Source organism: Pseudomonas sp. NKUCC02_KPG, assembly GCF_019345465.1.
Taxonomy (GTDB): Bacteria; Pseudomonadota; Gammaproteobacteria; order Pseudomonadales; family Pseudomonadaceae; genus Aquipseudomonas.
The window spans coordinates 67,176-93,174 of sequence record NZ_JAHKRC010000013.1 but is presented as its reverse complement, the minus strand read 5'-3'; the positions used below and the strand labels follow the sequence as shown (position 1 = coordinate 93,174).

Annotated in this window: 22 protein-coding genes and 1 tRNA gene; 8 read left to right on the top strand and 15 right to left on the bottom strand. The window is 59.0% G+C overall.

Annotated features, from left to right (window positions below; translation table 11 throughout):
* Positions 1 to 4: 4 nt before the first annotated feature.
* The 4 genes from KO536_RS17800 to rfbB all read right to left on the bottom strand — a co-directional run bounded on the left by KO536_RS17800 (position 5) and on the right by rfbB (position 5,327).
* A complete protein-coding gene (locus KO536_RS17800; protein ID WP_133079051.1) occupies positions 5 to 1,396 on the bottom strand; it encodes a sigma-54 dependent transcriptional regulator in 1,392 nt (463 codons plus the stop codon).
* Positions 1,393 to 3,207 (bottom strand): cache domain-containing protein, encoded by a 1,815-nt coding sequence (locus KO536_RS17795; RefSeq protein WP_133079050.1) that lies wholly within the window; start codon positions 3,205 to 3,207, stop codon positions 1,393 to 1,395. The genes KO536_RS17800 and KO536_RS17795 overlap by 4 nt, the downstream gene beginning before the upstream one ends.
* 147 nt (positions 3,208 to 3,354) lie before the next feature.
* Positions 3,355 to 4,227 carry a dTDP-4-dehydrorhamnose reductase gene (gene rfbD, locus KO536_RS17790; RefSeq protein WP_219262572.1) on the bottom strand — a complete coding sequence of 291 codons (873 nt, stop codon included), beginning with the start codon at positions 4,225 to 4,227 and terminating at the stop codon, positions 3,355 to 3,357.
* A 17-nt stretch (positions 4,228 to 4,244) separates the two neighbouring features.
* Positions 4,245 to 5,327, bottom strand: a complete 1,083-nt coding sequence (rfbB, locus tag KO536_RS17785) for a dTDP-glucose 4,6-dehydratase (RefSeq protein ID WP_133079048.1) — start codon at positions 5,325 to 5,327, stop codon at positions 4,245 to 4,247.
* A gap of 283 nt (positions 5,328 to 5,610) precedes the next feature.
* Between rfbB and aguA the strand changes: the two genes are divergently transcribed.
* The gene (gene aguA / locus KO536_RS17780; protein ID WP_219262571.1) at positions 5,611 to 6,717 is read left to right on the top strand and encodes an agmatine deiminase; all 1,107 of its coding nucleotides are present in this window, start codon (positions 5,611 to 5,613) and stop codon (positions 6,715 to 6,717) included.
* Positions 6,718 to 6,866: 149 nt separating this feature from the next.
* On the opposite strand, the gene KO536_RS17775 is transcribed toward aguA, so the two are convergent.
* Positions 6,867 to 8,945, bottom strand: coding sequence for a TonB-dependent siderophore receptor (locus tag KO536_RS17775; protein ID WP_219262570.1), 2,079 nt, complete (start codon positions 8,943 to 8,945; stop codon positions 6,867 to 6,869).
* A 257-nt stretch (positions 8,946 to 9,202) separates the two neighbouring features.
* Between KO536_RS17775 and KO536_RS17770 the strand changes: the two genes are divergently transcribed.
* Both KO536_RS17770 and KO536_RS17765 read left to right on the top strand, forming a co-directional pair.
* Positions 9,203 to 9,898, top strand: a complete 696-nt coding sequence (locus KO536_RS17770) for a DsbA family protein (protein WP_219262569.1) — start codon at positions 9,203 to 9,205, stop codon at positions 9,896 to 9,898.
* Positions 9,899 to 10,148: 250 nt separating this feature from the next.
* Entirely contained in the window at positions 10,149 to 11,432 is a 1,284-nt protein-coding gene (locus KO536_RS17765) for an OprD family porin (protein ID WP_133079044.1), read from the top strand.
* Between the two features lie 190 nt (positions 11,433 to 11,622).
* Here the strand turns inward: KO536_RS17765 and dsdC are convergent, their stop codons facing one another.
* The 6 genes from dsdC to KO536_RS17735 all read right to left on the bottom strand — a co-directional run bounded on the left by dsdC (position 11,623) and on the right by KO536_RS17735 (position 19,574).
* The gene (dsdC, locus tag KO536_RS17760; RefSeq protein ID WP_133079043.1) at positions 11,623 to 12,570 is read right to left on the bottom strand and encodes a DNA-binding transcriptional regulator DsdC; all 948 of its coding nucleotides are present in this window, start codon (positions 12,568 to 12,570) and stop codon (positions 11,623 to 11,625) included.
* A gap of 83 nt (positions 12,571 to 12,653) precedes the next feature.
* Positions 12,654 to 14,000, bottom strand: a complete 1,347-nt coding sequence (gene dsdA / locus KO536_RS17755; RefSeq protein ID WP_219262568.1) for a D-serine ammonia-lyase — start codon at positions 13,998 to 14,000, stop codon at positions 12,654 to 12,656.
* Between the two features lie 43 nt (positions 14,001 to 14,043).
* Positions 14,044 to 15,387, bottom strand: a complete 1,344-nt coding sequence (locus KO536_RS17750; RefSeq protein WP_219262567.1) for a gluconate:H+ symporter — start codon at positions 15,385 to 15,387, stop codon at positions 14,044 to 14,046.
* 188 nt (positions 15,388 to 15,575) lie between these two features.
* Positions 15,576 to 18,014 carry a TonB-dependent siderophore receptor gene (locus KO536_RS17745; RefSeq protein WP_219262566.1) on the bottom strand — a complete coding sequence of 813 codons (2,439 nt, stop codon included), beginning with the start codon at positions 18,012 to 18,014 and terminating at the stop codon, positions 15,576 to 15,578.
* Between the two features lie 112 nt (positions 18,015 to 18,126).
* Positions 18,127 to 19,074, bottom strand: a complete 948-nt coding sequence (locus KO536_RS17740) for a FecR domain-containing protein (RefSeq protein WP_219262565.1) — start codon at positions 19,072 to 19,074, stop codon at positions 18,127 to 18,129.
* On the bottom strand, positions 19,074 to 19,574 hold the full coding sequence (locus KO536_RS17735) for a sigma-70 family RNA polymerase sigma factor (protein ID WP_219262564.1): 501 nt from the start codon (positions 19,572 to 19,574) through the stop codon (positions 19,074 to 19,076). Before KO536_RS17735 ends, KO536_RS17740 begins: the two co-directional genes overlap by 1 nt.
* Before the next feature lie 277 nt (positions 19,575 to 19,851).
* Between KO536_RS17735 and KO536_RS17730 the strand changes: the two genes are divergently transcribed.
* Positions 19,852 to 20,049 carry a type II toxin-antitoxin system HicA family toxin gene (locus KO536_RS17730; protein ID WP_219262563.1) on the top strand — a complete coding sequence of 66 codons (198 nt, stop codon included), beginning with the start codon at positions 19,852 to 19,854 and terminating at the stop codon, positions 20,047 to 20,049.
* Positions 20,046 to 20,456, top strand: coding sequence for a type II toxin-antitoxin system HicB family antitoxin (locus KO536_RS17725; RefSeq protein ID WP_219262562.1), 411 nt, complete (start codon positions 20,046 to 20,048; stop codon positions 20,454 to 20,456). Before KO536_RS17730 ends, KO536_RS17725 begins: the two co-directional genes overlap by 4 nt.
* An 86-nt stretch (positions 20,457 to 20,542) precedes the next feature.
* Here KO536_RS17725 and KO536_RS17720 read toward each other — a convergent pair.
* Together KO536_RS17720 and KO536_RS17715 are read right to left on the bottom strand one after the other, a co-directional pair.
* Positions 20,543 to 20,618: transfer RNA gene (locus KO536_RS17720), tRNA-Thr, on the bottom strand.
* Between the two features lie 61 nt (positions 20,619 to 20,679).
* The gene (locus KO536_RS17715) at positions 20,680 to 21,606 is read right to left on the bottom strand and encodes a LysR substrate-binding domain-containing protein (protein ID WP_257622988.1); all 927 of its coding nucleotides are present in this window, start codon (positions 21,604 to 21,606) and stop codon (positions 20,680 to 20,682) included.
* Positions 21,607 to 21,681: 75 nt separating this feature from the next.
* Between KO536_RS17715 and KO536_RS17710 the strand changes: the two genes are divergently transcribed.
* Positions 21,682 to 22,767 carry a tartrate dehydrogenase gene (locus KO536_RS17710; protein ID WP_219262561.1) on the top strand — a complete coding sequence of 362 codons (1,086 nt, stop codon included), beginning with the start codon at positions 21,682 to 21,684 and terminating at the stop codon, positions 22,765 to 22,767.
* 57 nt (positions 22,768 to 22,824) lie between these two features.
* Here KO536_RS17710 and KO536_RS17705 read toward each other — a convergent pair whose 3' ends face one another.
* Together KO536_RS17705 and KO536_RS17700 are read right to left on the bottom strand one after the other, a co-directional pair.
* Complete coding sequence (locus tag KO536_RS17705; RefSeq protein WP_219262560.1) at positions 22,825 to 24,189, bottom strand: heavy metal sensor histidine kinase; 1,365 nt, start codon at positions 24,187 to 24,189, stop codon at positions 22,825 to 22,827.
* Positions 24,182 to 24,856 (bottom strand): heavy metal response regulator transcription factor, encoded by a 675-nt coding sequence (locus tag KO536_RS17700; protein WP_133079103.1) that lies wholly within the window; start codon positions 24,854 to 24,856, stop codon positions 24,182 to 24,184. Before KO536_RS17700 ends, KO536_RS17705 begins: the two co-directional genes overlap by 8 nt.
* A 135-nt stretch (positions 24,857 to 24,991) precedes the next feature.
* Between KO536_RS17700 and KO536_RS17695 the strand changes: the two genes are divergently transcribed.
* Both KO536_RS17695 and uraH read left to right on the top strand, forming a co-directional pair.
* Entirely contained in the window at positions 24,992 to 25,471 is a 480-nt protein-coding gene (locus KO536_RS17695; protein ID WP_219262559.1) for a heme-binding protein, read from the top strand.
* Between the two features lie 36 nt (positions 25,472 to 25,507).
* Positions 25,508 to 25,918 carry a hydroxyisourate hydrolase gene (gene uraH / locus KO536_RS17690; RefSeq protein WP_219262558.1) on the top strand — a complete coding sequence of 137 codons (411 nt, stop codon included), beginning with the start codon at positions 25,508 to 25,510 and terminating at the stop codon, positions 25,916 to 25,918.
* Positions 25,919 to 25,999: the final 81 nt, after the last annotated feature.

Sequence of the window (25,999 nt, the reverse complement as noted above, 5' to 3'; positions counted from 1 at the left end):
CTCTTTAATCAAGTTCATCAGTGTGCGGATGACTGGCGCTGTCGAAGTTGAGCCCGTGCTTGCGCAGTTTGTCGTGCAAGGTTTTACGGGGCACACCCAGGGCTTCGGCCAGGCTGCGCATGGAGCTGTGGGAGCGCTCCAGTTCGGCGGCAATCAGGCTTTTTTCAAAGTGTTCGACTTGCTCGCTCAGCCCCCCCGAAACCTCATGACCGGTTGACTCTTTGCCTTCAGCCGAGTCGTCCAGCGCCAGCTCAAGACCAAGGGCGAAGCGCTCGGCGACGTTTTGCAGTTCTCGCACGTTGCCCGGCCAGTTATGTCGCAGTAACAACGCCCGTTGCGCCGGCTGCAGGACGTTGGGCGTCAGGTCGTGGCGCACGCTGGCCTCGCCGGCAAAGTAATCAAAGAGCATCAGGACGTCTTCACCCCGCTCACGCAACGGCGCAATACGCAGGGGCGCAACGTTCAGTCGGTAATACAAGTCGGCGCGAAAACGACCCTGATCCGCGGACTGGCGCAGGTCTTCCTTGGTGGCGGCGATTACCCTGATATCCAGCGGGATCAGTTGATTGCCGCCCAGACGCTCGACCACCCGTTCTTGCAGCATGCGCAGTAATTTGACCTGCACATCCAGGCTCATGCTTTCGATTTCATCGAGGAACAGCGTGCCGCCATTGGCAAACTCAAACTTGCCGATGCGGCGCTTTTGCGCACCGGTAAAGGCACCCGGCTCGTGGCCGAACAGCTCGCTTTCAACCACTGATTCGGCCAGGGCCCCGGCGTTGATTGCCACAAACGGGCCGTTGCGCCTGCTCGACAAGTCATGCAGCGCCCGTGCGACCACTTCTTTGCCCGAGCCGGTCTCGCCCAGAATCAACACATCGGCCTTGGTCGCCGCCAGTGCCCCGATTTGCTCGCGCAAACGCAGCATGGCGGGCGACACACCTACCAGTCGCGTGCTCAGTAGCTGGCGATCACTCAGGGCCAGGCGCAGGCTGCGGTTATCCAGGACCAGGGCCCGCAAGGCCAGGGCACGGCGCACGCTGTCGAGCAAGGCGTCGCTGGCGAAGGGTTTTTCGAGAAAGTCATAAGCCCCCGCACGCATGGCCTGAACCGCCAGCGGTACATCGCCGTGGCCAGTGATCAGCAACACGGGCAGTTCCGGGTCCTGGCCATGCAGTTGAGTGAGCAACTCAAGGCCGTCCATGCCCGGCATGCGGATATCACTGACCACGACCCCCGGCCAGTCGCGGCCTATGCGTTCGGCAAGGCCGTTTGCTTCGGCCAGCGGCACTACATTGAGACCCGCCAGGTCCAGGGTTTGAAACAAGGCCTGACGCAGGTGCGGGTCATCATCGATCAGGATGACCTGAACGCGTGGATCGATGGGCTGGCTCATGACCTGGAGTCCTCCGAGGCTTGCAAACTCACGCCCGGCGCCCCTGCGCGCAGTCGTAAGGTAATTAAGGCACCGCCTTCCTTGTGGTTGGCAAACAACAATTCGCCGCCAAACGCCCGGATCAGCGTGTCACAAATGGCCAGCCCCAGGCCCAGACCCTGAGTGCGGGTCTTGGTGGTGTAGAAGGGCTCGCCGGCGCGGCCCAACGCCTCCAGGCAAAAGCCCGGGCCGTTGTCGCGAATGTACACAGTGACGCCTTCCGGCGTCGATTGGGCACTTAGCCACAAGCGTCTGGGCGGGCCTTTTTCGGTCAGGGCATCGAGGGCGTTGGCCAGCAGGTTGCCCAGCACCTGGCGCAGGCGGGTTTCACCGGCTTCGACCCACAGCGTGGCGGCGGGCAAATCGCGGATCAGTTCGACTTCCATTGCGCGCCGCCGTTTGGCCAGCAAGGCCAGTGCATCGTCCAGAGCCGGTTGCAGGGCGACGCTTTCAGGCGCATGGCGATCACGCCGGGCGAAGGCCCGCAGGTGGGCAATGATCGAAGACATGCGCCCGGTCAGCTCATTGATCAGTTTCAGGTTGCCCCGCGCGTCCTCGATGCGCTGGTGGTCGAGCAGCACTTCCGCGTTCTCGGCATAGCTGCGGATGGCCGCCAACGGCTGGTTGAGTTCGTGGCTGATGCTGGCCGACATGGTGCCCAGCGCAGACAGCTTGCCGGCTTGCACCAGATCGTCCTGGGCGCGCACCAGTTCCTGTTGCGCATGCTCGCGCTCCAGCACTTCTTCACGCAGTAGGCGGTTGAGCCCCTCAAGGTCGCTGGTACGCTCTGCCACACGCATTTCAAGTTCACGACGGGCCTTGGCTTCAAACGCAATGCGGTCCAGGTAATGGCGCCGCCGCTGCATCATCAAGCCAATCAGCAGCATGACCACCAGCAAGGTGGCGCCACCGATGGCCAGGACTGTGCGCACCGAGCGGTCGATCAGCGTGCGCGGGGCAAGGATATTGACACTCCAGCCTGTCTCGTCGATTTTTTGGGTTTGCACCAGCCAGGCGTTGAGGTCCAGGTTCAGCGGTTTAGGGTCGCTGGTCGGGTAGGGCAGGATGGCAAAAATGGCCTGGCGCTCTTCTGGCGACAAATCGCGGGTGGCCCTGAAGCGCCATTCCGGGCGTGAGGTGAGGATGACCACGCCGTTACTGTCGGTTGCCAGCAGTTGCTCGGGTGTACTGCCCCACAGCTGTTCGGTGTGGTCCAGGTCGACTTTGACCACCAGTACGCCGAGTTTTTTATCGCCATCGCGTATGGGGGCCGCAAAGTAGTAACCCCGTTTGCCGGAGGTGGTGCCCAGCCCGAAAAAGCGCCCCAGCTTGCCTTCCATCGCCTCGCTGAAATACGGGCGGAACGCGAAATTGCGCCCGATAAAACTGTCGGCCTGATCCCAGTTAGAGGTGGCCAGGGTATCGCCGTGGGTGTCCAGCAAGTACATGACCACGGCACCGGTCTGGTTACTGATGTCATCCAGCAAGTGGTTGGCCTTGGCCTGAGCCTCCACATCTTCAGGGTTGGCCAGTACGGCGCGAAGGTCTGGCAGTTCGCCGAGAATCTGTGGCAGTACCTCATAGCGATGCAGCGTGCCCAGCAGGTTGGCGACGTACAGGTCGAGGGTCTGGCGATTTTGTCCGGCCAGTTCGCTGCGGTAATAGCGTTCGGCCAGGTGCTGCAGCGGCCACAACAGCGGTGCGAGGCACAACGCCAATAAGGCCAGGCTGCGCCAGCGGGGTCTGCGAGGAACTGAGGAGGTGGTGATCATCGGGAGGCCGCGCCGCAAGAGTACGACGCAGTATACCCAACGAACCCCGTGGGAGCGGGCTTGCTCGCGATGCAAACGCCGCGGTCTTTGAAGCAGGCCGCGGTGATGCCCTCGCGAGCAAGCCCGCTCCCACAAGGGGGGTTGGCGTTAGTGTGGCTGCCCGGCCAGACACTCGCGCAATGCGCTCTGCCAGTCGGGCTGGGTGATGTTCCACTCGCGGGCCAGGCGACTGCAATCCAGCCGCGAGTTTTGTGGCCGTGCGGCAGGCGTCGGGTAGGCGCTGGCAGGGATGGGTTCCAGGCTCGCGCACGACTTGCCTAGGGCGCTCAGGTGTTCGGCAATGGCCTGGGTGAAGCCAAACCATGATGTTTCGCCCTGGGCCGTCAGGTGGTACGTGCCCCAGGCCCCGGCCTCGCCGGTTTGCCAGCGTTCTATCAATGCCCGCGTGCTCTGGGCAATGGTGCCAGCCCAGGTCGGCGCGCCGATCTGGTCAGCCACCACGCGCAGTTCCGGACGCTCTTGCAACAGGCGCTGCATGGTCAGCAGGAAATTCTTGCCGTGGGTCGAGTACACCCAGCTGGTGCGCAGGATCACATGCTGAGCTCCGCTCGCAGCGATGGCCAGTTCACCCGCCAGCTTGCTTTTGCCGTAGACGCCCAAGGGGTTGGTGGCATCGTCTTCGGTGTAAGGCGCAGGCTTGCGGCCATCGAACACGTAATCGGTGGAATAGTGGATCAGCGGGATGCCCAGGGCTGCCGCTTCTTCAGCAAACACACCGGGGGCAATGCCATTGATGGCGAACGCCAGCTCAGGCTCGCTTTCGGCCTGGTCCACGGCAGTGTGTGCGGCGGCATTGATGATCAAGTCAGGCCTGTGGGCCCGTACCTGGCTGCGGATTTGCCCGGGTACGGCCAGATCAAGCACATCGCGTCCCAGCACAACCAGCTCGCCCAGACCGGCAAGGTGCTTTTGCAACTCAACCGCCACTTGACCGGTTTTGCCACTGATCAGGATTTTCAAAGAAGCTGCTCCATCCGTTATGCGATCAAGTCCTTGGGATCAGTGCAGCCCAGGCGCTCGCCTTGATAGCTGCCGTCTTGAACCCGGCGACACCAGTCCAGGTTATCCAGATACCACTGCACGGTTTTGCGCAGGCCGGTTTCGAAGGTTTCTTCGGGTACCCAGCCCAGCTCGCGTTCGATTTTGCTGGCATCGATCGCGTAGCGCTGGTCGTGGCCCGGACGATCCTTGACGAAGGTGATCAGGTCGGCAAATTGTGCAACACCCGCCGGGTGCACTGGCGCCAGTTCTTCGAGCAAGGCACAGATGCTGCGTACCACGTCGATATTGGTTTGCTCGTTGTGCCCGCCGATGTTGTAAGTCTCGCCAACCACGCCTTCGGTCACGACCTTCAACAAGGCACGGGCGTGGTCTTCCACGAACAGCCAGTCACGTACTTGCAGGCCATTGCCGTACACCGGCAGCGGCTTACCGGCCAGGGCGTTGAGGATCACCAGCGGGATCAGCTTTTCCGGGAAATGGAACGGGCCGTAGTTGTTCGAGCAGTTGGTCAACAACACCGGCAAGCCGTAAGTGCGGTTCCAGGCGCGGACCAGGTGGTCGGATGCCGCTTTACTGGCCGAGTACGGCGAGCTTGGCGCGTAAGGCGTGGTCTCGGTGAACAGGTCATCGACGCCATGCAGGTCGCCATACACTTCGTCGGTCGAAATATGGTGGAAGCGAAACGCGCTTTTTTCCGGTTCAGGCAGGGTCAGCCAGTAAGCACGGGCGGCTTCGAGCAGGCTGTAGGTGCCGACGATATTGGTCTGGATAAAGTCGGACGGGCCGTCGATGGAGCGGTCAACGTGGGACTCGGCCGCCAGGTGCATGATCGCCTGTGGCTCGAAGCGCGCAATGATTGCACTGACAGCGGCCTGGTCGACGATATCGGCCTGTACGAACTCGTAGCGGGTATCGGTGGCAATGCTTTGCAGCGATTCAAGATTACCGGCGTAGGTCAACTTGTCGAGATTGAGGACTTCGTGACCGGTGTTTTTGATCAGGTGACGGATCAGCGCTGAACCAATAAAACCGGCGCCGCCGGTGACTAAAATGCGCATGGAGTTGTTCCCTATTCCCTGAAGACCTTTAAACGTATGGCGTATAGCTTGTGGGGATGAGCCGGGTGGTGCAAGTGGGCGTGATCAGGAATATCAATACACAGGCATATATCCGGATTAATATCCGTATTTAAGGCATGTATGCGATATGATTTGATAAAAATTAATATAATTGCAGATATTTATCGGCTATAAAGGCGCTTATCGTTGACGCGATGCAGACCTGCATCCATTGTCTTCATACATGACGCAATCAAAACCCCGACGCTTTCCAGGAGTCCAGATGACCACTTTGCACAGTTCGCCACGCGCTGACGGCTTTTACATGCCAGCCGAATGGGCTCCGCAGACCCAAACCTGGATGATCTGGCCTGAGCGTCCGGATAACTGGCGCCTGGGCGGCAAACCCGCGCAGGCTGCGCACGCTGCGGTGGCCAAGGCCATTGCGCGCTTTGAGCCGGTGACCGTCGGTGTATCGGCTGCCCAGTATGAAAATGCCCGTGCGCAACTCGATGTGCCGAATATTCGCGTGGTCGAGATGTCCAGCGACGATGCCTGGGTGCGTGACAGCGGCCCGACTTTTGTCATCAACGATCGCGGTGAAGTGCGCGGCGTGAACTGGGACTTCAACGCCTGGGGCGGGTTCGACGGCGGCTTGTACTTCCCGTGGAACCGCGATCAGCAAGTGGCCAGCAAGGTGCTGGAAATTGAACGTTGCCCGCGTTACTACACCGAAGGTTTTGTGCTTGAAGGCGGCTCGATTCACGTCGACGGCGAAGGCACGCTGATCACCACGGCCGAGTGCCTGATGAACCGCAACCGCAACCCCCATCTGTCGCGCGAAGAGATCGAAGACGTACTGCGTGCGCATCTGGCTGTGGACAAGATCATCTGGCTGGCGGACGGTCTGTTCAACGATGAAACCGACGGTCATGTGGATAACTTCTGCTGCTACGTCGCACCGGGTGAAGTGCTGCTGGCCTGGACCGACGACGAGCGCGACCCTAACTACGTGCGTTGCCACGCGGCGATGGACGTATTGGCAGCCAGCACCGACGCCAAGGGGCGTCCGTTCGTGGTGCACAAAATGCCGATTCCGGGACCGATGTATGCCACCCAGCAAGAGTGTGATGGCGTGGACAAGGTGGCGGGTAGCCAGGAGCGCAACCCGTCGGAGCGTCTGGCCGGTTCTTACGTGAACTTCCTGATCGTCAACGGCGGCATCATTGCGCCGAGCTTTGACGACCCGATGGATGCGCAGGCCAAAGCGATCCTGCAAAACATCTTCCCGCAGCACGAAGTGGTGATGGTACCTGGCCGTGAATTGCTGCTGGGCGGCGGCAATATTCACTGCCTGACCCAGCAACAGCCCTCGCCGTCCAAAGCATAAACGGCGCGGCCCCTGTAGCCGCTGAGGAGCGTAGCGAGGCTGCGAAGCAGTCGTGAAATCATGCGTCTGGGCAGGTGAGATGCATTTTCACGATCGCTTCGCGACCGGACGCAGCCTTCGTTCCTCGTCAGCGGCTACAGAGGTACATTTTAAAACTTGTACGTCCCCGTCATCACCAGGCTGCGTGGTTCGCCCGGCATGATCTGCGCTGCGCTGGTGGCTGACTCATAGTAATAACGGTCAGTCAGGTTGGTCAGCGCACCGCTCACATCCCAGTCTTTTTCGCGATAGCCCGCCAACGCATCCCAGCGCCCGTAACCCGGCAATACCGTGGTGTTCATGTTGTCTGCATAACGCTGGCCTACCAGGGTCAGGCCCGTTTCGGCATACCAGCCCATTTCCGGTTTCCAGGTAATGAACAGGCTGCCATTGCGCTTGGCCACGCCGTTGATGCGCTTGCCCTCGAAACCGTTATTGTCCTTGACCACTGTTGCGTCCTGCAGGCCAATGCCGCCGCGCATGTACCAGTTGCCGCCGAGTTTGCCGCTGGCCGTCAGCTCAATGCCCCGTGAACGTTGCAGGCCGGAAAGCAGGGTAATGGTCGGATCTAACGGGTCCCTGGTGCGACGGTTATAGAGCTCAAGCTCGTACACCGCCAGCGTCGTACTCAGGCGATCCCCCATCCAGTCGCTTTTCACGCCGATTTCTTTCTGCTTGGTCAGCTCCGGGCTCAGGTCATTGGTGTTGCCGGCCGCCCCCGGGGTGATGCCGATCAGGCCGCCGCCCACCGGCGAGAACGTTTTGGTCCAGGACGCGTAAAACGAGTGGTTCTCCAGCGGGGTCCAGACCACGCCCAGGCGCGGGCTGGTGCTGTGGCTTTGGCGGTCTTCAGTACGGTCGGTTTTTTTCAGGTAGTTGGTGGACTCGATATCAAAGCGGTCATAGCGCAATCCAGCCAGTACCTGCCATTGATCGTTGAAGCGAATCTGATCCTGAACATACAGGCCCTGGCTTTCGACTTCGGTATGGCTGTCGCTGAATGTGGGCATCGCTCCAGTCGTGCGCAGGTTGCGGTCCGGGTTGTACAGATCAACCGAGGGTGCACTCAGGGCTTTGTAGAGCTTCGGGTCGCGACGCTGACTGCCGATTTCCAGACCGGTCAGCAGGCGGTGCTCAAGACCAAAGGTGTCAAAGCCGCCTTCGATCTCGATGTTGTTGAATATGTTTCGAGTGCTCATGTCCTGCTGCCAGCTCTGACGATCGACCCTGTTGGTGATTGGGTTGTAGCCGGTCAGGTAGGTGTTTTCGAACTCACTGTCGAGTTTGAACACGCCAAGGGTATGACGCAGTTGCCAGTTTTCGCTCAACTCATAACTCAGGCGTGAGCGCAGGTTCTGGGTTTTGTCATCGATGTAATCGTTTTTCCCGCCGTACGACGTGTCGCGGCTGACGTCGGCAGGGCGCCCGTTGATGCTCGGGATACCGCGATCCGGAGTGCGGTTGTAGCGGCTGTATTCGTACTGCACCAGCCAGTTCAGATCCGGGGTGATTTGCCAGCTCATCGAAGGTGCGAACAGCTGACGATTGCCGCTGACGTTATCGCGAAAGCTGTTTTTGTCTTCATTGCCCATGTTCAGGCGCAGGCTGATGGTGTCGCTCGGGTCGGTGCTGAGGTCGGCGTACAGGCTGCGCAAATCCTCGCTGCCGCCTTGGGCCTGGATGCTCGACTGGCGGCCGAACTGCGGCATCTTGCTGACGCGGTTGATGATCCCGCCCTGGCTGCCACGGCCATACAGCACGGCCGCCGGGCCTTTAAGCACTTCAATGCGCTCGATGTTGTGCAGGTCGCGCACGTATTGGCTGTCGTCGCGAATACCGTCCAGATAAAAGTCGTTGCTGGCGTCAAAACCACGGATGCGAAGGCTGTCGAAACGGGTATCGGCCGTGCTGCTGACGTTGGGAATCCCGCTCAGTGCTTCGCCCAGGCTATTGATTCCGTAATCGAGGACGTTGCTGGTTTTGACTGAATCAATGGCTTGCGGGACATAGCGCGCCGGAGTCGATGTTCGGGTGGCAGTGGTGACGTTCTTGACCCGTGGGTCATCGTCTTGCACTTCGGTTGCGCTGATCGACAGTTCGGGAAGTACGGTGGCAGCGTTGCCAAATCCGGCGTACAGCAAAGCGCACAGCCCCAGATTCAAGGGCGTTAAACGGCGGGGGGAGAGCATGGTTGAGGAGTGTCCGGGCGGTTGAGAGGAGAGTTATATTTTTAGGGTGCGAATGGTAATGGTTCTTGTTACTTGATGTTAAGAATTAGCAATTACGCCGCCTGTAAATATGTATCTGTTTGTTTCTTGCGCCTGTGACCCGCTCCGCACCTGATTTGCCCGGTTCGCGAAACACACTAAAAGCCATACCGGCGTTTTTCCTCTCGCCCCGCAAGGCTAGGCTGGTGCACTGAGTGATTGATTTTTCGGAGCGAACCATGACTGCTACATCCGTGCTGCATTACATCTACGACCCCTTGTGCGGTTGGTGCTATGGCGCCAAGCCGCTGATTGACGCAGCACGAGGCATTTTGCCAGTCGTTGCCCATGGCGGCGGGATGATGACCGGTGCCCAGCGCCAGCCGGTGTCCGCGCAATTGCGCGATTACGTGATGCCCCACGATTTGCGTATTGCGCAGTACACCGGGCAACCGTTTGGCGAGGCCTACTTTGAAGGGTTGTTGCGTGACACCACTGCCGTGTTCGATTCGGCGCCGCCAACCACGGCCGTGCTGGCCGCTGAGCAGTTGGCCGGTCGCGGTCTTGAGATGTTGGGACGCTTGCAAACGGCGCATTACGCAGATGGGCGGCGGATTGCCGATCAAGACGTGCTCATGGCGGTGGCTGCCGAAATGGGCCTGGAGGTCGAGGGGTTTCGCGCAGCTTATGACGCGGCGAGTGGCGAATTGACCCAAGCGCATTTCAAGGCCAGTCGCGGGTTGTTGTCCCGTGTTGGTGGCCAAGGCTTTCCGACCGTGGTTCTGGAAAAGTCCGGTCAATACCAGGTGATCGACCTGGGGCCGTATCTGGGCAAGCCAGAAGCCTTTGTTGCCTGGCTGCTTCAGCATGATGGCGTGAGCGTTGAACACCCAAACGGTCTAGCGCCAGCCTGTGGCGTGGATGGTTGTCAGTAACAATTTTTGACACTTCGATCAAAACTTCTGGATGTGAAGGCAATTAACAAATTTTTCACGAAATTGACACCTTGCCTTCACGACGGCTAGGATTCTCGCCAACGCCTGTGGCGATAAGCCATACACCAACTTTGTGAAAGGCCTGTATTGAGTTGTCATGCAGGTCTTTTTTGTTATGTGAAGCAACCACCACTCAATGTTTCAGCTTGATATCCACAGCGCGCCTCTATTCAGGAATAAGGAAAATAATATGTTGAACAAACGGATAGGTCTGCTCGCTTTGGGCGTACTCAGTGCTACCCAGGCCATGGCTAACGATCAAGCTGATGCAAAAGGTTTTGTAGAAGACAGTCACCTCAATGTATTGGCGCGCAACGCCTACATCAGCCGTGACTACAAGAATGGCAAACAAGATAAAGCTGAGTGGGGCCAAGGCTTCCTCGGCACCTTCAGCTCGGGCTTCACCCAAGGCACCGTAGGCGTGGGTGTGGATGCTTTCGGCATCTACGCACTGCGTCTGGACGGCGGCCGTGGCAAAAGCGGCGCGGGCGGTATCGACTTCTTCAAGCAAGGCGCCAGCGGCAAAGCAGCTGACGACATCGCCAAGGCTGGCGCTGCAGTGAAAGTGCGTGTGTCCAACACGGTGCTCAAGTACGGCGACCAAATGCCTGCGCTGCCGGTGCTGATGTACGACAACTCCCGTCTGATGCCAGAAAGCTTCACCGGTACCCTGTTGACCTCCAAGGAGATCAACGGCCTGGAACTGAACGTCGGTCGTTTCACCGCAGAGTCGCGCAAGAGTGCTGAAGCGCGTGACAGCGGCGACCTGAAAAGCATCAACGTGTTTGGCGGTAGCTACAAGTTCACCGACAACCTGTCGGCGTCCCTGTACGGCTCCGAGATGGAAGACGAGCTGCGCAAGCAATACGTGGGCGTGACCTACGCGCTGCCGCTGCAAGACAAACAGTCCCTGACGTTTGACTTCAACGGCTACCGCACTCACGTCAACGATGACTACGCACGTGACGTGCTGAAAGTTGACGGCCAGGACAACAAGATCTGGAGCCTGGCGACCACCTACGGCTTTGGCGCACATACCGTGACCCTGGCTTACCAGAGCAGCACCGGCGAAATCGGCTACCCGTACGGCGGCTACCGCAACGCAGGCGGCGTGGGTGATGGCGGCAACACCATCCTGCTGGCCAACTCCTACTGGTCCGACTTCAACGCCAAGGACGAACGTTCGTGGCAGTTGGGTTATGGTTTCGACTTCGGCGCCGTTGGCATCCCGGGCCTGACCTACAACATCGCCTACGTGCGCGGCACCAACATCGACGACGGTTCCGACCGTGGCCGTGGTACCGAGCGCGAAATCTTCAACCAGGCCAAGTACGTTGTACAAAGCGGCCCGGTCAAGGACCTGAGCGTGCGTCTGCGCGGCTCGTGGTTGCGCGTGTCGAGCAACGCCAGCGACTACAACGTCGGCGGCAACGAAGTACGTGTATTTGTTGATTACCCGATCAGCATTTTCTGATGGGACCGGCCTGTCAAGCAGGCCGGACATCTGAACAAAAAAAGCCCCGACTGGTTCGGGGCTTTTTTTTGCCGAGCCAGCGAAGGCCCTCCCACCGACGGGCCCAGTTCATCCGAGCCTGGCAGGGACCATTGTGGGAGCGGGCTTGCTCGCGATGCAGGCGGCGCGGTCTGTCAGGTAGACCGTATTGTCAGGGTGATGACGATTCCTGAGCGCACTCGTGCAACCAGTTCATAAGCACCTGCAATCGTTTGGGCACTGTCCTGAGCGGTGGGTGAACCAGGTAATAGTCATAGTGGCCGCACTGGCTGAAACCGCCGAAGGGCAGGACCAGCTCGCCACGATCAACCCGTTTTTGCACCAGTTGCTGGCGTCCGATGGCGATGCCTGCGTGGCTCATGGCCGCTGTCACGCTCAGGTCGGAACGGTCGAAGGTCAGGGTCCGTTTTGGCAGTTCCGACAGCAGGTTGTGTTGTTCGGCCCACAGCGTCCACTCGGCATCATAGGCCGCATGATCCCAGGCCAGGGAGTCGTGCAATGTGGTGCAGTTGCTCAGATTGTGCGGGTTTTCATTCAGGCGATGGCGTTGCGCATATTCAGGGCTGCACACAGGCGCCATGCGTTCGCGCATCAATCGCTGGCTTGTGAGACCGGGAAATTCGCCGTTGGCGTAATACAAGGCCAAGTCAATCTTGCGCGTGCGAAAGTCGACATTGTCATTGCCTACCCGCAGGTCCAATGAGACCAGTGGGTAGCGCTCAATAAAGTCGGCCAGTCTGGGCACCAGCCAGCACTGGGCGACCGAAGGCCTGGCATAGAGCGCAATTGAACCGGCAATTTCTGCCTGTGATGACTGTTCAAGCGCCTCGGACAATTCCCCCATCGCACTTTGGAGAATTTCGAAAATTCGCTCGCCTTCGTCAGTCAGGCTGACCTGACGCGTAAGGCGCTGGAACAACTTCATGTTCAACGCGGTTTCCAGCCGACTGATGCGGTGGCTTACGGCGCTCGCGGTCAAACACAGTTCCTGCGCCGCACGGGCAAAACTCAGATGACGGGCAGCCACCAGAAAGGTGTGGAGGTTGGCGAACTGGGTGCTGTTGAGCCTGGAGCTGATACGGGGAGGCAGGTTAAGCACGGCGGGTTTCCCTCAAGCCAAAGGCTGACTTCTTACGGGATGTGGCAATACGTGCATCTTGCCACATCCGCTTTGCGTGTGAATCAGCCCAGCAGCTCACGACCCTTGGCCAGATACGCCTCCATTTCGTCAGCAGGCACCATATTGCCGCCCGTTGCCCAGACCAGATGGGTGGCGTTGCTCATGGCCTGCGTGTCCAGCCCGATGCGGGCCAGATAGCCTTGCTGGTCGGCCTGGACCCTGGCAATGCCGGGTACGCCCGCCAGCGCGGAAGGCTCAAGGCGCAGGCCTTCGCTGCGTTCCATCAGTGCCAGCAAGCTGTACATTTCTTCGTCGCTGACGGTGTAGAAACCGTCCAGCAAACGCTGCATGGCCTTGCCCACAAAACCGGAGGCCCGGCCTACTGCCAGGCCGTCAGCGGCCGTCACGTTATCTATGCCGAAATCCTGCACGCTGACTTCGTCGTGGAGCCCGGTGTGGACGCCAAGCAGCATGCAGGGTGAGTGAGTCGGTTCGGCGAAGATGCAGTGCACGGCGTCACCGAAGGCCAGCTTCAGGCCGAAAGCCACGCCGCCGGGCGCGCCACCCACGCCGCAGGGCAGGTACACAAACAGGGGATGTTGCGCATCCACGGTGATGTGCGCCGCCGCCAATTGCTGCTTCAAGCGCTCACCGGCCACCGCGTAGCCGAGGAACAGATTGACCGAGTTTTCATCGTCGACGAAATGGCAGGCAGGATCGGACTCCGCTTGCTGGCGCCCCTGGGCCACGGCCACGCTGTAATCGCTTTCGTACTCGACCACCGTTACGCCATGTGAACGCAGCTTGTCTTTCTTCCATTGCCGGGCATCGGCCGACATGTGCACGGTCACCTGGAAGCCCAGTGCGGCGCCCATGATGCCGATCGACATGCCGAGGTTGCCGGTGCTGCCCACGGCGATTTTGTACTGGCCGAAAAAGGCCCGTGCCTTGTCGCTGTGCAGCAGCGCGTAGTCGTCGTCGAGGGTCAGTAACCCACTGGCCAGGGCCAGGTCTTCGGCATGCTTGAGCACTTCATAGATCCCGCCACGGGCCTTGATCGAGCCCGAAATCGGCAGATGGCTGTCGCGCTTGAGCCACAGCGCGCCGTTCAGGGGGTGCCCATAACGCTGGGCGATCAACGGCTGAAGTTGTGCCAGGGGCACGATGTCCGATTCGATAATGCCGGCGCTGCATTCGGTTTCAGGGAAGGCGCGGCGCAGGTACGAAGCAAATCGCGACAACCGGGCGCTGGCATCGGCGACATCGGCGCTGGTCAGCCCTGGATCGGCAATGGCCTGGGCGACAGGAGCCACGCCGGGGTTGAACCAGGTGGTCTCTTGCAGCGCGACCAGATCGCGTATCAGCGGATAGCTGGCGTACCAGCTTTCAAGTGTTCTGCCCAAAATCATGTCGGGGTCCCTTTAAACGATCAGTCTGAAAATACGGATTGAATCAAACAAAGCGCGCCAGCAGCAGGGTCAGGCCCAATGCGACCGACGACGCCAGTACCGTGGCGGTGGTGAAGGTTTTCAGGGCGTCGGTCAGCGAGACGCCCAGGTACTCCTTGACCACCCAGAAGGCCGAGTCGGTGACATGGGTCCAACCCATTGCCCCGGCACCGATGGCGATACAAATAATCTCCTTGCTCACGGTCGGATGCGCGCCGAGCATGGGCAGCACCATGCCTGCGGCACTGATCATGGCCACTGTTGCCGAACCGACGGCGAAGTGCATCAAGCCGGCCACCAGCCACGCCAGAACAATGGGGTTCATATTCAATTGGGTCAACGAGGCGGACAACGCGTTACCCACGCCGCTGTCGATCAGGATGCCATTGAATGCGCCTCCGGCGCCGATGATCAGCAGGATACTGGCCAGCGGCGGAAAACTTTTTTGCGTGTAGTTGAGCAGGTCGGACATGGACAAGCCTCGACGCAGGCCCAGCGCCCAATAGGCAAACACCACGGCAATGGACAGTGCGATCAGGGGTGTACCCAGAAACGAAATCACGCTGAATGCCGTGGAATCATGTGGCAGCAGACCGGCAGCGAAACTTTTGCCGACCATCAGCAGCAACGGCAGGGCAATGGTCAGCAGAGTGACGCCAAGGCCCGGTAAGTCACGGGTTTTGCTGTCATCACAATGTTCGTTCAAAAAGGCTTCTTGAGTGGCTGGCGCTTCGGGTTTGCACACCAGCTTGACCCACAGCGGCCCGGCAATGATCGCAGTCGGCAGCGCGACGATCAGACCGTACATGATCACTTTGCCCACATCGGCGCCCAGCATCCCGGTAATCGCCATTGCGGCGGGGTGGGGCGGCAACATGCAATGAACGGCCATCAGCGACACGGCCAGCGGTACGCCCAGGTACAGAAGATTGATTCTGGTTTCTTTGGCGACCACATAGATAAGCGGAATCAGCAGGACGAAACCCACCTCGAAAAACACCGGGATGCCGGCTATGAATCCGACCAGCATCATGGCCCACGAGGCGCGCTCTTTACCCAGGGCCCTCAACAGTGCCTGTGCGATGCGCTCCGCGCCGCCGGACTCCTCCAGCATCTTGCCCAGAATCCCGCCCAGGCCAATGATCGTTGCCAGAAACCCGAGGGTTCCACCAACACCCGCTTCATACGACGAAGCAATTTTTGCCAGTGGCATGCCTGAACCGATCCCCACCACAAAGCTCGCAGCGGTCAGGGCTAGAAAAGCATGGACGCGGACTTTGACGATGAGAAAAACGATCAGGGCGATGGCGCAAAACAACACCAGCAATAGAGTGGGACCGCTGTGCATGGGAGATCTCCGGGAAGCGCTTTTATTGTTGAAATAAGTGATCGGAGTCACTTTGCTTCCAGCAATTAGAAGGCACCGCTCGAAGGGCTGACAAAGGATGGTTTTTCACGGGACAGGTGATGTGGGGTCATCTGTTCGAGAGCAATGGTGGGAGCGAGCCTGCTCGCTCCCACAGCCGGATCTGGGCGTCAGAAATCCCAGCGAGTGGTCAGCATGAAGTTGCGTGGCTCGCCATAAATCGCCGAGTTATAGAACCCGATGTTGGTGTAGTAGTACTTGTCGAAAACGTTATTGACGTTGAGCGTGGTCGACAGGTTTTCAGTGAATTGATAACGGGTCATCAGATCCACAATCCAGTAGGGTTTTTGCGAGAAGTCTTCGTACCTGTCCTTGGGGCTGTTGTACATCTCTTGCCAGGCGGTGCTCTGCCAGCGTGCGCCACCGCCCACGGAGACCTTGTTCAGGTCGCCCTTGAGTTTGTAGATGGTGTAGAAACTGAGCTGGTCTTCGGGTTCAAAGGTCGAAATCTTTTTGCCCGTGTCATCGCGCACCACCTTGTGGGTGTATCCGCCCTGCAGGCTCCAGCCAGGGCTCAGCTCACCGGATATTTCCAGCTCGTAGCCCTTGGTTTTTGCCGAGGTGCCCTTGAAAGCGTAGTTGGGCGGGGTGGGCGACAAATTATTCCAGGCATCATCGGGGATGGGGCGATTGCTTTCCTTGACTTCAAAGTACGCCAGGCTGGCGTTCAGGCGGCCATCGAAAAACTCGCTCTTGAGGCCGATTTCATAGTTTTCACCCTCGTCCGGATCAAGCATCTTGCTGTTGCGATCCAGGTTGTAGAACTCCTGGGGCATGAATACATCGGTGTAGCTGGCGTACGCCGTCAAGTAGTCTGTCAGGTCATAGGTGACACCCGCGTAGGGGATCAGGCGCCCCGACTCGCGGTAAGTGTTGGTGGTGCCGGTGAGGGTGTAGTTGACCACTCGACCGCCCAGAAAGACTTTCAAGTCATCGGTGACATTCAGGCGTGTGGTGGCGTACATGCCGGTCTGGCGCACAGTGTCGTCGCTGATTTGGGACGCGCTGCCCCAGTCAGGTTTGGCCAGGTGTCCGTCCCAGTTAAAGTAATCGACGAGGTTGGGTGTGGAGAACGTGACGTCCCAGTAGCCTTTGCCTTTCCAGTTCGCAGTACTGATCGAGCCACCCAGCACCAGATCATGCTCTCGGCCCAGAAAATCGTAGGGACCGCTGACATAGATGTCAGCCGCGTCGCTGACGGTTTCGCCCTTGTAGCGCTGTGCGTTGATTTTGGCGGTGCCATCAGCGGCAGGCTGGTTGAACTGGATGGCCCCTAGCTGGGCATCGTAGCCATTGATCTTGTGGTCCAGTTGCAGCTTGCCCACCCAGCCACTGCCCAGATCCTGTTCCAGGGTCGCGAAGACGGTGCGGGTGTATTGCTGCCAACTGCTCCAGTCGGTGGCGTTGCTGAACGAGCGTTTGGCGCTGTTGATCTCGCCCGCGTAGTTGTAGAGCGGAAAACTCCCCGACCAGGTAGAGCCCTGGGGTTTGTTGTCCTGATAGTCGGCACCCACGGTCAGCAATGTGTCGGGTGTCACGTCGACTTCGAGGATGCCGTAGAACACCGAACTCTGGTTCGAGTAGCGGTCGATATACGACTGCCGGTCCTGATAGGCCGCGACTGCGCGACCTCGCACATTTCCGGTTTCGGTCAATGGGCCGCTGAGGTCCACTTCCGTGCGGTAGTTGTCCCAGGAACCTGCGCCTGCGGTGATATGGCCGTGAAAATCGCTGGTGGGTTTTTTGCGCACCAGGTTGATGGTGCCCCCCAGCGACCCCGCACCGCTGAGCAGGCCGGAGGCGCCCTTCAGCACCTCGATGCGGTCATAGATCGCCATGTCACTCAGGGTGTTGCCTGCCGAATAGGCGACGTTGCGCACGGCGGAGGGAATGCCGTCGTACTGGAAGTTGTTGATCGAAAAACCGCGGGAGTAGTAGTTGGTCCGGTCAGTGTCATAGGCCGATACGGTGATGCCGGGTGTATGGCGCATCACGTCGTCGACATTGTCGAGTGCGAAGTCATCCATGTGCTGACGGGTGATCACGCTGATCGATTGCGGCGTTTCCCGGGGTGTCAGTACCAGGCGGGTGGCCGTTGCAATAGCCCCAGGCGTGTAGGAACCGGTGCCTTCGGTCACTGTGCCCAACTGGTTGGTGATGACTTGAGTGGCTCCCAACTCCAGCGCCGAGTCAGTGGCGTGAGCGACCAGAACATAGCCCCCGTTGCTCTGGCGCTGCGCTTGCAGCCCGCTGTTGGCGAGCAGTCGGTCCAGACCTTCCTCGACGCTGTATGAACCCTCGAGCCCGTCGGTGTTGAGGTGTCGGGCCTGTTCAGTGTCGAACGAAATAGTGACCCCCGCCTGTACGCCAAATTGGGTCAGTGCATTGCCCAGGGGGCCGGGGGCAATCTGATAAACCGTCTGGCTTTGCGCGCAGGCCTGAGTGGGCATCAGTGCCAGACCGGACAGGCTGGCAAGGGACGCACCCAGCACTGCCAGGCGAACAGCGCGCCTTATTTTAGGGGTGGCATGGAGGGGGAGCGGGGGCATTCGGTGATCCTTGCGTTGTCATGGCAGAATTTCGCTGTAGTCGCGACTTATGTCATTGACGGATTAGAATCGAAATCAGCAAGGTTAAAGTTCAAAACAATAGGGATTGAGCTTATGCCGGTTCGACACTGGCCCAGTAGCGAGTCAGGAAACGCACTTTCACCGGCAGGGTTTTACCCAGGTTCTCCAGTATCGTTTCGATGTCATCGATACGAAACGCCCCCGAGATACGCAGGCCCTGAACGGACGAAGCGCAGCGCAGTACGCCTGGGCGATAACGTCCCAGCGCCTCGATAAAGTCGCCCAGGCGCCAGTCGTCCACGCTCAACATGCCCTTGACCCAGGCCGTTGAGGCAGCAGGCAAACCCTCGATTGCATCGACTTCATCACGGTCGAAAGTGACTTGTTGCCCGGCCTCGAGGCGCACGGGCTGATCGCTGTGCCCGTGCGGACGAATCTCCACTGCCGATTGCTCTACGCCGACCCGCGTCTGTTCGGGCAACTGGCGAACACTGAACCGGGTGCCGAGGGCGCGCACGCTGCCGTCCTGGGTGTGGACGATAAATGGACGCTGGTCAGGGTCCTTGGCGGTCTGCACCAGAATTTCGCCGCGATGCAGGCGGATCAGCCGTTGTGTTGAATCGAAGTGGATATCCAGGGCGGTGTCGACGTTCAGTTCCACTTGCGAACCATCGTCCAGGCGCAGTGAGCGTCGTTCGCGGATGTGGGTGCGGTGCTCGGCAAGCATCGAGCGATACGGCACGTGCTCCGCCGCCAGCCATGAACTGCTGCATGCGGCCAACAACAGGCCCACTATTTTCAGCACATCGCGGCGTTGAGCTTTCGCGGCATCGAGACTGGAGAGGGCGGCTTCCTGGGGCATCATTGCCCATTGGCGCTGGAACCTTTCGAGCCGCGCCCAGGCCGCTTCATGTTGCGGGCTGGAGGTCAGCCAGGCTTGCCAGGCACGGGTGCGGGTCTCGTCGGCAGTACCGTCATTGAGCTGCACGTACCAGGTGGCAGCAGCCTCGAGCGCCTTGAGGTCCGGGGAAGGGGGCATCAACTGTCGACCAGCAACAGGCAGCGGGTCATGGCGCGAATCAAATGGTTTTTCACCGTTGTAACCGACACCATGAAGCGCTCGGCGGCGGCAACATAACTCAAGCCTTCGAGCTGCACGGCGAGGAAAATTTCTCGCGTTCTGGGGCCCAGTTCATCGAGCAGGCTATCGATAGAAACCAGCGTTTCGATAATCGACAGGCGTACCTCGGGCGAAATATCCACAGGTTCGGGCTTGAGTGCCAGCGCCTGCAGATAGGCTTGCTCAATGGTGCGGCGACGAACCTTGTCGATCAACAGCGAGCGGGCGATCGCACTCAGATAACCACGCGGCTCACGAATGGGAATGTCATGACGTGCCGTCATGACCCGCAGGAACGTGTCCTGGGCCAGGTCGCAGGCATCCGCCGTATTGCCCAGACGCACGCGCAACCAGCCCTTTAGCCAACTGTTGTGATCGCTGTACAACCGATGAAGCACTGAAGGGTCGAGCGCCGACATAATGAGGCAACCAAAATGTAATTGGTAATCGATCGCATTATTGTGATGGCAGAGTGTTTATGCAAGGGGGTTTTCTGTGGAGGGCGATGGCTGGCTGGATCCCGACTTGGTTTTACTCATTTTTCTGGGGATCCCCAATAAATCTCCGAACAGGTGGGTTCACAACGTGTAACACCACGCCAAGGGACTTGCGCTTTTAAGTGTGTAGTGTGTGTATAAATAAATTGCACCATTGTTCGATGGTGTGTAGCGTACACACAAGTGCAAGGGTGGCTGAGTGCGAAGTCGTGAAGTTATCGAGTTGTTGGTGGCGGATGGATGGTTTGAGATAGCGGTCAAAGGAAGCCACCATCAGTTCAAGCATCCAGCCAAGGCAGGGCGGGTAACCGTTCCACATCCCAAGTCTGAAATTGCGAAAGGGACGCTGCACAACATTCTAAAATCCGCAGGTCTCAAAGGAGAGTTACGGTCATGAAATTCCCAGTTGTAATACATAAAGATGCCGATTCCGATTTCAGCGTGACGGTACCTGATGTACCCGGCTGCTTTTCTGCGGGTGGCACTTTTTCAGAAGCGTTGGACAACGTGCAGCAGGCGCTGGCTTTGCATCTGGAAGGTGTTGTGGCGGATGGCGGCGAACTGCCCCAGGGCAAGGATGTGGATGCTCACCTTGAGAATCCGGATTATGTCGGTGGGATTTGGGCCGTGGTTGACTTCGATTTGACTCCCTATCTTGGGAAGTCGGTTCGATTCAACGCGTCATTACCTGAAAACCTGTTGCTGCGCATTGATGAACGAGTCAGCAAGGATCACCGCTACGCATCGCGTTCGGGATTTCTGGCTACAGCCGCATTGCGCGAGCTGAGTGTTCAGGGCTTTTGATCGTGGGAAAACGCTTTTTGCGAACCCCCCAAACCCCGGAAACAAAAAAGGCCCACCTTTCGGTGAGCCTCTTTCGGTGTTGCGTATGGTGCCGGCACCAAGAGTCGAACTCGGGACCTACTGATTACAAGTCAGTTGCTCTACCAACTGAGCTATACCGGCGTTATGGGCGACGAGTATACCCGGATGTTTGAGCTTGTAAACCCCTGATAACAGACTATTTTCACGATTCGCGCCGAGGCTCGCTGAAGTACTGGCGCAAGTGCTCGACCGTGACCCGAACTTTCGCTGAATTGGCCAGCGGTGCAGCGTAAACGGCCCAGATATTTGCCTGTTGGCTGTAGTCCTGAAGAATGTGCACCAATTTGCCGTTTTCGAGGCTTTTGCGCACGTCCCACTGCGAGCGCAGCAAGATCCCACGGCCGTCTATCCCCCATTGATGCACCACTTCGCCGTGGTTGGCCGATAGGGCGCCGGTCACTTTCACGCTTTCTTCGCCCTCCGGTCCCTGCAAGCGCCAGAGCCCGAACGGATGGTCGCGCTCTTTGATGACCAGGCATTCATGGCCTGACAGTTCTGCCAACGTGCGGGGTTCGCCGTGGCGTTGCAGGTATTCAGGGCTGGCGCAGAGCACGCGGGCGTTGTTGGCCAGCAGTTTGGCAATCAGGTTGGGCGCAATGTGGTCGCCGATTCGGATGTCCAGGTCGTAGCCTTCTTCAATCAAATCCACCAGACGGTCAAACATATCGAAGCGGATATCCAGCGCCGGGTAGCGTTGCGACAGTGCTGAAAGCGCGGGACCAACATGGCGTCGACCCAGCCCGAAACTGCTGACGATATGTAACTGTCCCCGAGGTTCCTGATGCAGTGCCGAGACTTCGTCGCTCATTTGCTCAACGGCATCAAAAATATGCAAAGCCCAGTGATAGACACGTTCCCCATCATCGGTGACGGCCACGCGACGGGTGGTGCGATGCAACAGGCGCACGCCAATACTGTGCTCCAGCAGTTGTATGCGTTTGCTCACATAGGCCGGTGAAACCCCTAACTCGCTGGCGGCGGCGGCAAAGCTGGAGCGCCGCGCCACGACCACGAATACCCGCAGGTCGTCGAGATTCGGCAGATTGCTCACGAATCGTGTCTTATCCATCAACGTTTCACCTGATTATCTTTGCAGGCTCGCTTTATATCATGGGCCCACTTCTCCTCATCAAGAGTCAGCCCCATGAGCAAGACATTCAGAATTGCGGCCATCGCCGGTGACGGCATTGGTAACGAAGTACTGCCCGAAGGCCTGCGCGTTGTGGAGGCCGCCGCCAAAAAGTGGGACCTGAACCTGTCGATTGAAACCTTTGAGTGGGCCAGTTGCGATTATTACGAGCGTCATGGACAGATGATGCCGGACAACTGGTTCGAGCAGCTCAAGGGCTTCGACGCCATCTTTTTTGGCGCCGTGGGCTGGCCGGACAAAGTGCCTGATCACATCTCGCTGTGGGGCTCGCTGCTCAAATTTCGCCGTGAGTTTGATCAATACGTGAACATTCGCCCGGTGCGGTTGTTCCCCGGCGTGGCATGCCCGCTGGCAGGGCGTGAGCCGGGTGATATCGATTTTGTAGTGATTCGCGAAAACACCGAAGGCGAATACTCCTCGGTGGGCGGGCGGATGTTTGAAGGCACTGAAAACGAATTGGTCCTGCAAGAATCCGTGTTTACCCGACGCGGCGTAGACCGGATTCTTAAATACGCCTTCGAAGTGGCCAAGGAGCGTCCACGCAAGCACGTGACCTCGGCCACCAAATCCAACGGTATTTCCATCAGCATGCCGTACTGGGACGAGCGCACTGAAGCGATGGCTGCACACTATCCACAGGTCAGCTGGGACAAGCAGCACATCGACATTCTGTGCGCCCGTTTCGTACTGCAACCCGACCGGTTTGATGTGGTGGTGGCGTCTAACCTGTTCGGCGACATCCTGTCGGACTTGGGGCCGGCCTGCGCGGGCACTATCGGTATTGCGCCTTCGGCCAACCTCAACCCGGAGCGTAACTTTCCTTCACTGTTCGAGCCGGTTCACGGTTCTGCGCCGGATATTTCCGGTCAAAACATCGCTAACCCGATCGCCATGGTCTGGTCGGGCGCACTGATGCTGGAGTTCTTGGGGAAGGGTGATGACCGTTATCAGGCTGCCCATGACGCCATTTTGCGCGCCATTGAGGATGTGATTGCCAGTGGTCCGAAGACGCCGGATCTGGGCGGCACGGCCTCGACTCAGGACGTCGGAAAAGCCATTGCCGCAGCCCTGGGCAACTGATCAGCCTGATTGCATGGCTCAAGACTTGTGGGGCCGTGATGTGCCCCAAAAAATCGGTTACAGGCTGAATCCCAGCTCAAACAACGTGCCGCTGGCATCGCTCACCACCCGCACCTGGCCGCCATGCAACTGCATGATCGAATGCACTATCGCCAGGCCCAGGCCGCCAGAGTCACCCGGTTGTGCCCGTGACGGGTCTGCCCGGTAAAAGCGGTCGAACAGTTTGTCGATATGTTGCGGATCGATCGCCGGGCCAAGGTTATGCACGCCAATCCAGCAAACCCCGGTCTCGTCGCGCCGCAGCAAGCGTACCGTCGAACCGGGCTGGGCATGGCGCACGGCATTGGCCAGCAGGTTGCCCAATGCCCGTTGCAGCAGTTGCTGATCGGCCATCAGCGACCCGCCGAGCTGATTGTCCAGGTGCAATTGACGATCCTCGGCCAGCGCCTCGAAGTAATCACACAGCCCGTCACCCACCTCAGCAAGGTCCAGCACTTGCAACTGCAACGGGCGCTGGCCGTGTTCGGCGCGGGCGAGAAACATCAGGTTTTCTGCCATGCGATTGAGCCGTTCATATTCTTCGATATTCGACGCCAGCACCTCCTGGTACTCGGCCGGGCTGCGTGACTGGTTCAGTGCCAGGCTGTTGCTACCCAGCAAGTTGTGCAAAGGCGTACGAATTTCATGGGCCAGGTCGGCGGAGAACTGCGACAACCGTGCAAAGCTGTCTTCCAGGCGCGCGAGCATGGCGTTGAGTGCCTGTACGGGCTCTTTGAGTTCGGCAGGTACGTTGTCAGCGGTCATGCGTTGATCAAGGCTGCGTGGGTCGATGCCAGCCATGGCGTGGGTCAGTTCGCGTAAAGGTGTGAGGCCGCGACGCAGCAGGAGCAGGCCAAGACCGAAAGCCAGCAAGGCACCCAATCCCACCGCGCCGTATAAACGCATGCGATAGCTGGCGAGCATTTGCTCACGCTCATCAAGACGCTTGCCTACGGTTACTCTCAAGGTTTCCCCTGCGGGACCTTGCGCCATCCCGGCCAGCAACACGGTCGTGCCTGCGATTTTGATATCCGAGCGCCGGGGAGCTTGTGCTTGAGCAATCGGCTGCACAGGGGGCAAGGCTTGTTGATGGGGGTTGATGGCAATGAGCGGGGTGCCGTCCTCGCGGTTGACCAGCAACACGCTGTCCAGGTTGCCCAGCATGTTTTGATACAGGCGCGGGCGTTCCTGCAGGGCTTCCAGGCTGTCGCTGTCATGCAACAGGGCACGGACCTGTTCAAGGCGCCCCAGCAACGCCTGATCGTCACGAAACGCCAGTTCCGAGACCAGTGAGCGATACAGAAACACTCCGATCACACTCAGCACCAGTGCGCAGGTCAGGGCAATCGCCAGCGCCAGACGCCAGGCGATGGATTTACTCATCGGGCGCTTCCAGCTGATACCCGACCCCGCGCACGGTGTGGATAAGTTTGGGCATATAGGGGTCGTCGACCTTGGCGCGCAACCGGCGCACGGCGACTTCGACCATATTGGTGTCGCTGTCGAAGTTGAGGTTCCAGACCTGGGAAGCGATCAAGGTGCGTGACAAGACTTCGCCCTGGCGGCTGGCCAGCAGTTGCAGAAGCGAGAACTCCTTGTTGGTCAGGCTGATGCGCTGGCCGCCCCGGCTGACGCGGCGGCGCAGCACGTCGATTTCAAGATCGGCGATGGCATACGACTCGGCTTCGCGCATGGGACCACGGCGCAGCAAGGTACGAACCCGGGCGAGCAGCTCGGCAAAGGCAAATGGCTTGAGCAGATAATCGTCTGCGCCCAGTTCGAGGCCGCGCACGCGGTCTTCGATGGCATCCCGGGCAGTTAAAAACAGCACCGGCGTGGCGCCGCGCTGGCGAATCAGTTGCAGCAATTGCCAGCCATTGAGTCCCGGCAGCATCACGTCGAGGATGATCAGGTCGTATTCCTGCTGCTCGACAAAGTAACGGCCGTCCAGCCCGTTCAGTGCCACATCCACCGCAAAGCCTGACTCCTTGAGGCCCTTGGCCAGGAAATCTGCCGTCTTGGCTTCGTCTTCAACCACTAACAAACGCATCGCACACCTCGATCAATCGTCTGCACAGGCTAGGCGCCTTCGGGTGTGTTGCCTATTACAAACTTGTAATGCAACTGACGGAGTTCTGACGAGGGTCGCTGGTTAAGGTGGGCGCATTCGTACAGGAGCTAGCCAATGATGCTGAAAACCTTGTTGTTGTGGACTGCCGTTGGCGTTGCCGGCGTTGCCCAGGCAGCCCCCAATCTGGTGCGCCATGCCGATCTGGATCTGGTCACCGCCCGCCAGTTGGCGGATGCGGCCATCAAGCACTGCACCGGTGCGCTGAGCGTGCTGGACCGTGGTGGCAACGTGTTGATGTCGATGCGTCCAGAGAGTGTTGGCCCGCACAACCTGCTGGCCAGCCAGCGCAAAGCCTACACGGCGCTGTCGACCAAAACCCCGACCCGTTTGTTTGCCGAGCGTGCACGCAGCAATCCTGAGGCGAGCAACCTTAATTCCATCGCCGAACTGTTGTTGTTGGGAGGTGGTGTGCCGCTGTTTGCCGAAGGCGAACTGGTGGGAGCCATTGGCGTGGCCGGTGCTGGCGGTGCGGAGCAGGACGAAGCCTGCGCAATAAAAGCGGCGCAACAGATTGGCCTGACGACTCAACGCTGAGTTGATTGTTTTTTAACCATTATTAGAGGATGACCGATGAAATCTTTGCGAATCACTTTGGCGGCTTTGAGCCTGAGCGCTGTGTCGAGCCTGACACTGGCCGCTGGCAACCCGTTGAGCGTACACGTGCTCAACCTTGAAAACGGCCTGCCGTCACCGGGAGTCAACGTGACCCTGGAAAAACACGTGGGTAAAGACTGGCAGCCGCTGGCTCAGGGCGTGACCAATGAACAGGGTCGTATTGGCGAACTGTTCCCGGCCAGGCAAGCGTTCGAGGCGGGTGAATATCGAGTGGTGTTCAAAACCGGTGAGTATTTCAAGAAAGCTGGCCACGAGACGTTCTTCCCGGAAATCCCGGTGATTTTTGATGTGAAAAACGCCGATCAGCATTACCACATTCCGCTGCTGCTCAGCCCGTACGGCTTCTCGACGTACCGCGGTTCGTAGGCCTGCAAAAACCTGTGTGGGAGCGGGCTTGCTCGCGATGGGATCGCTGTGGTTTACCTGTCAGACCGCAGCGCCTGAATC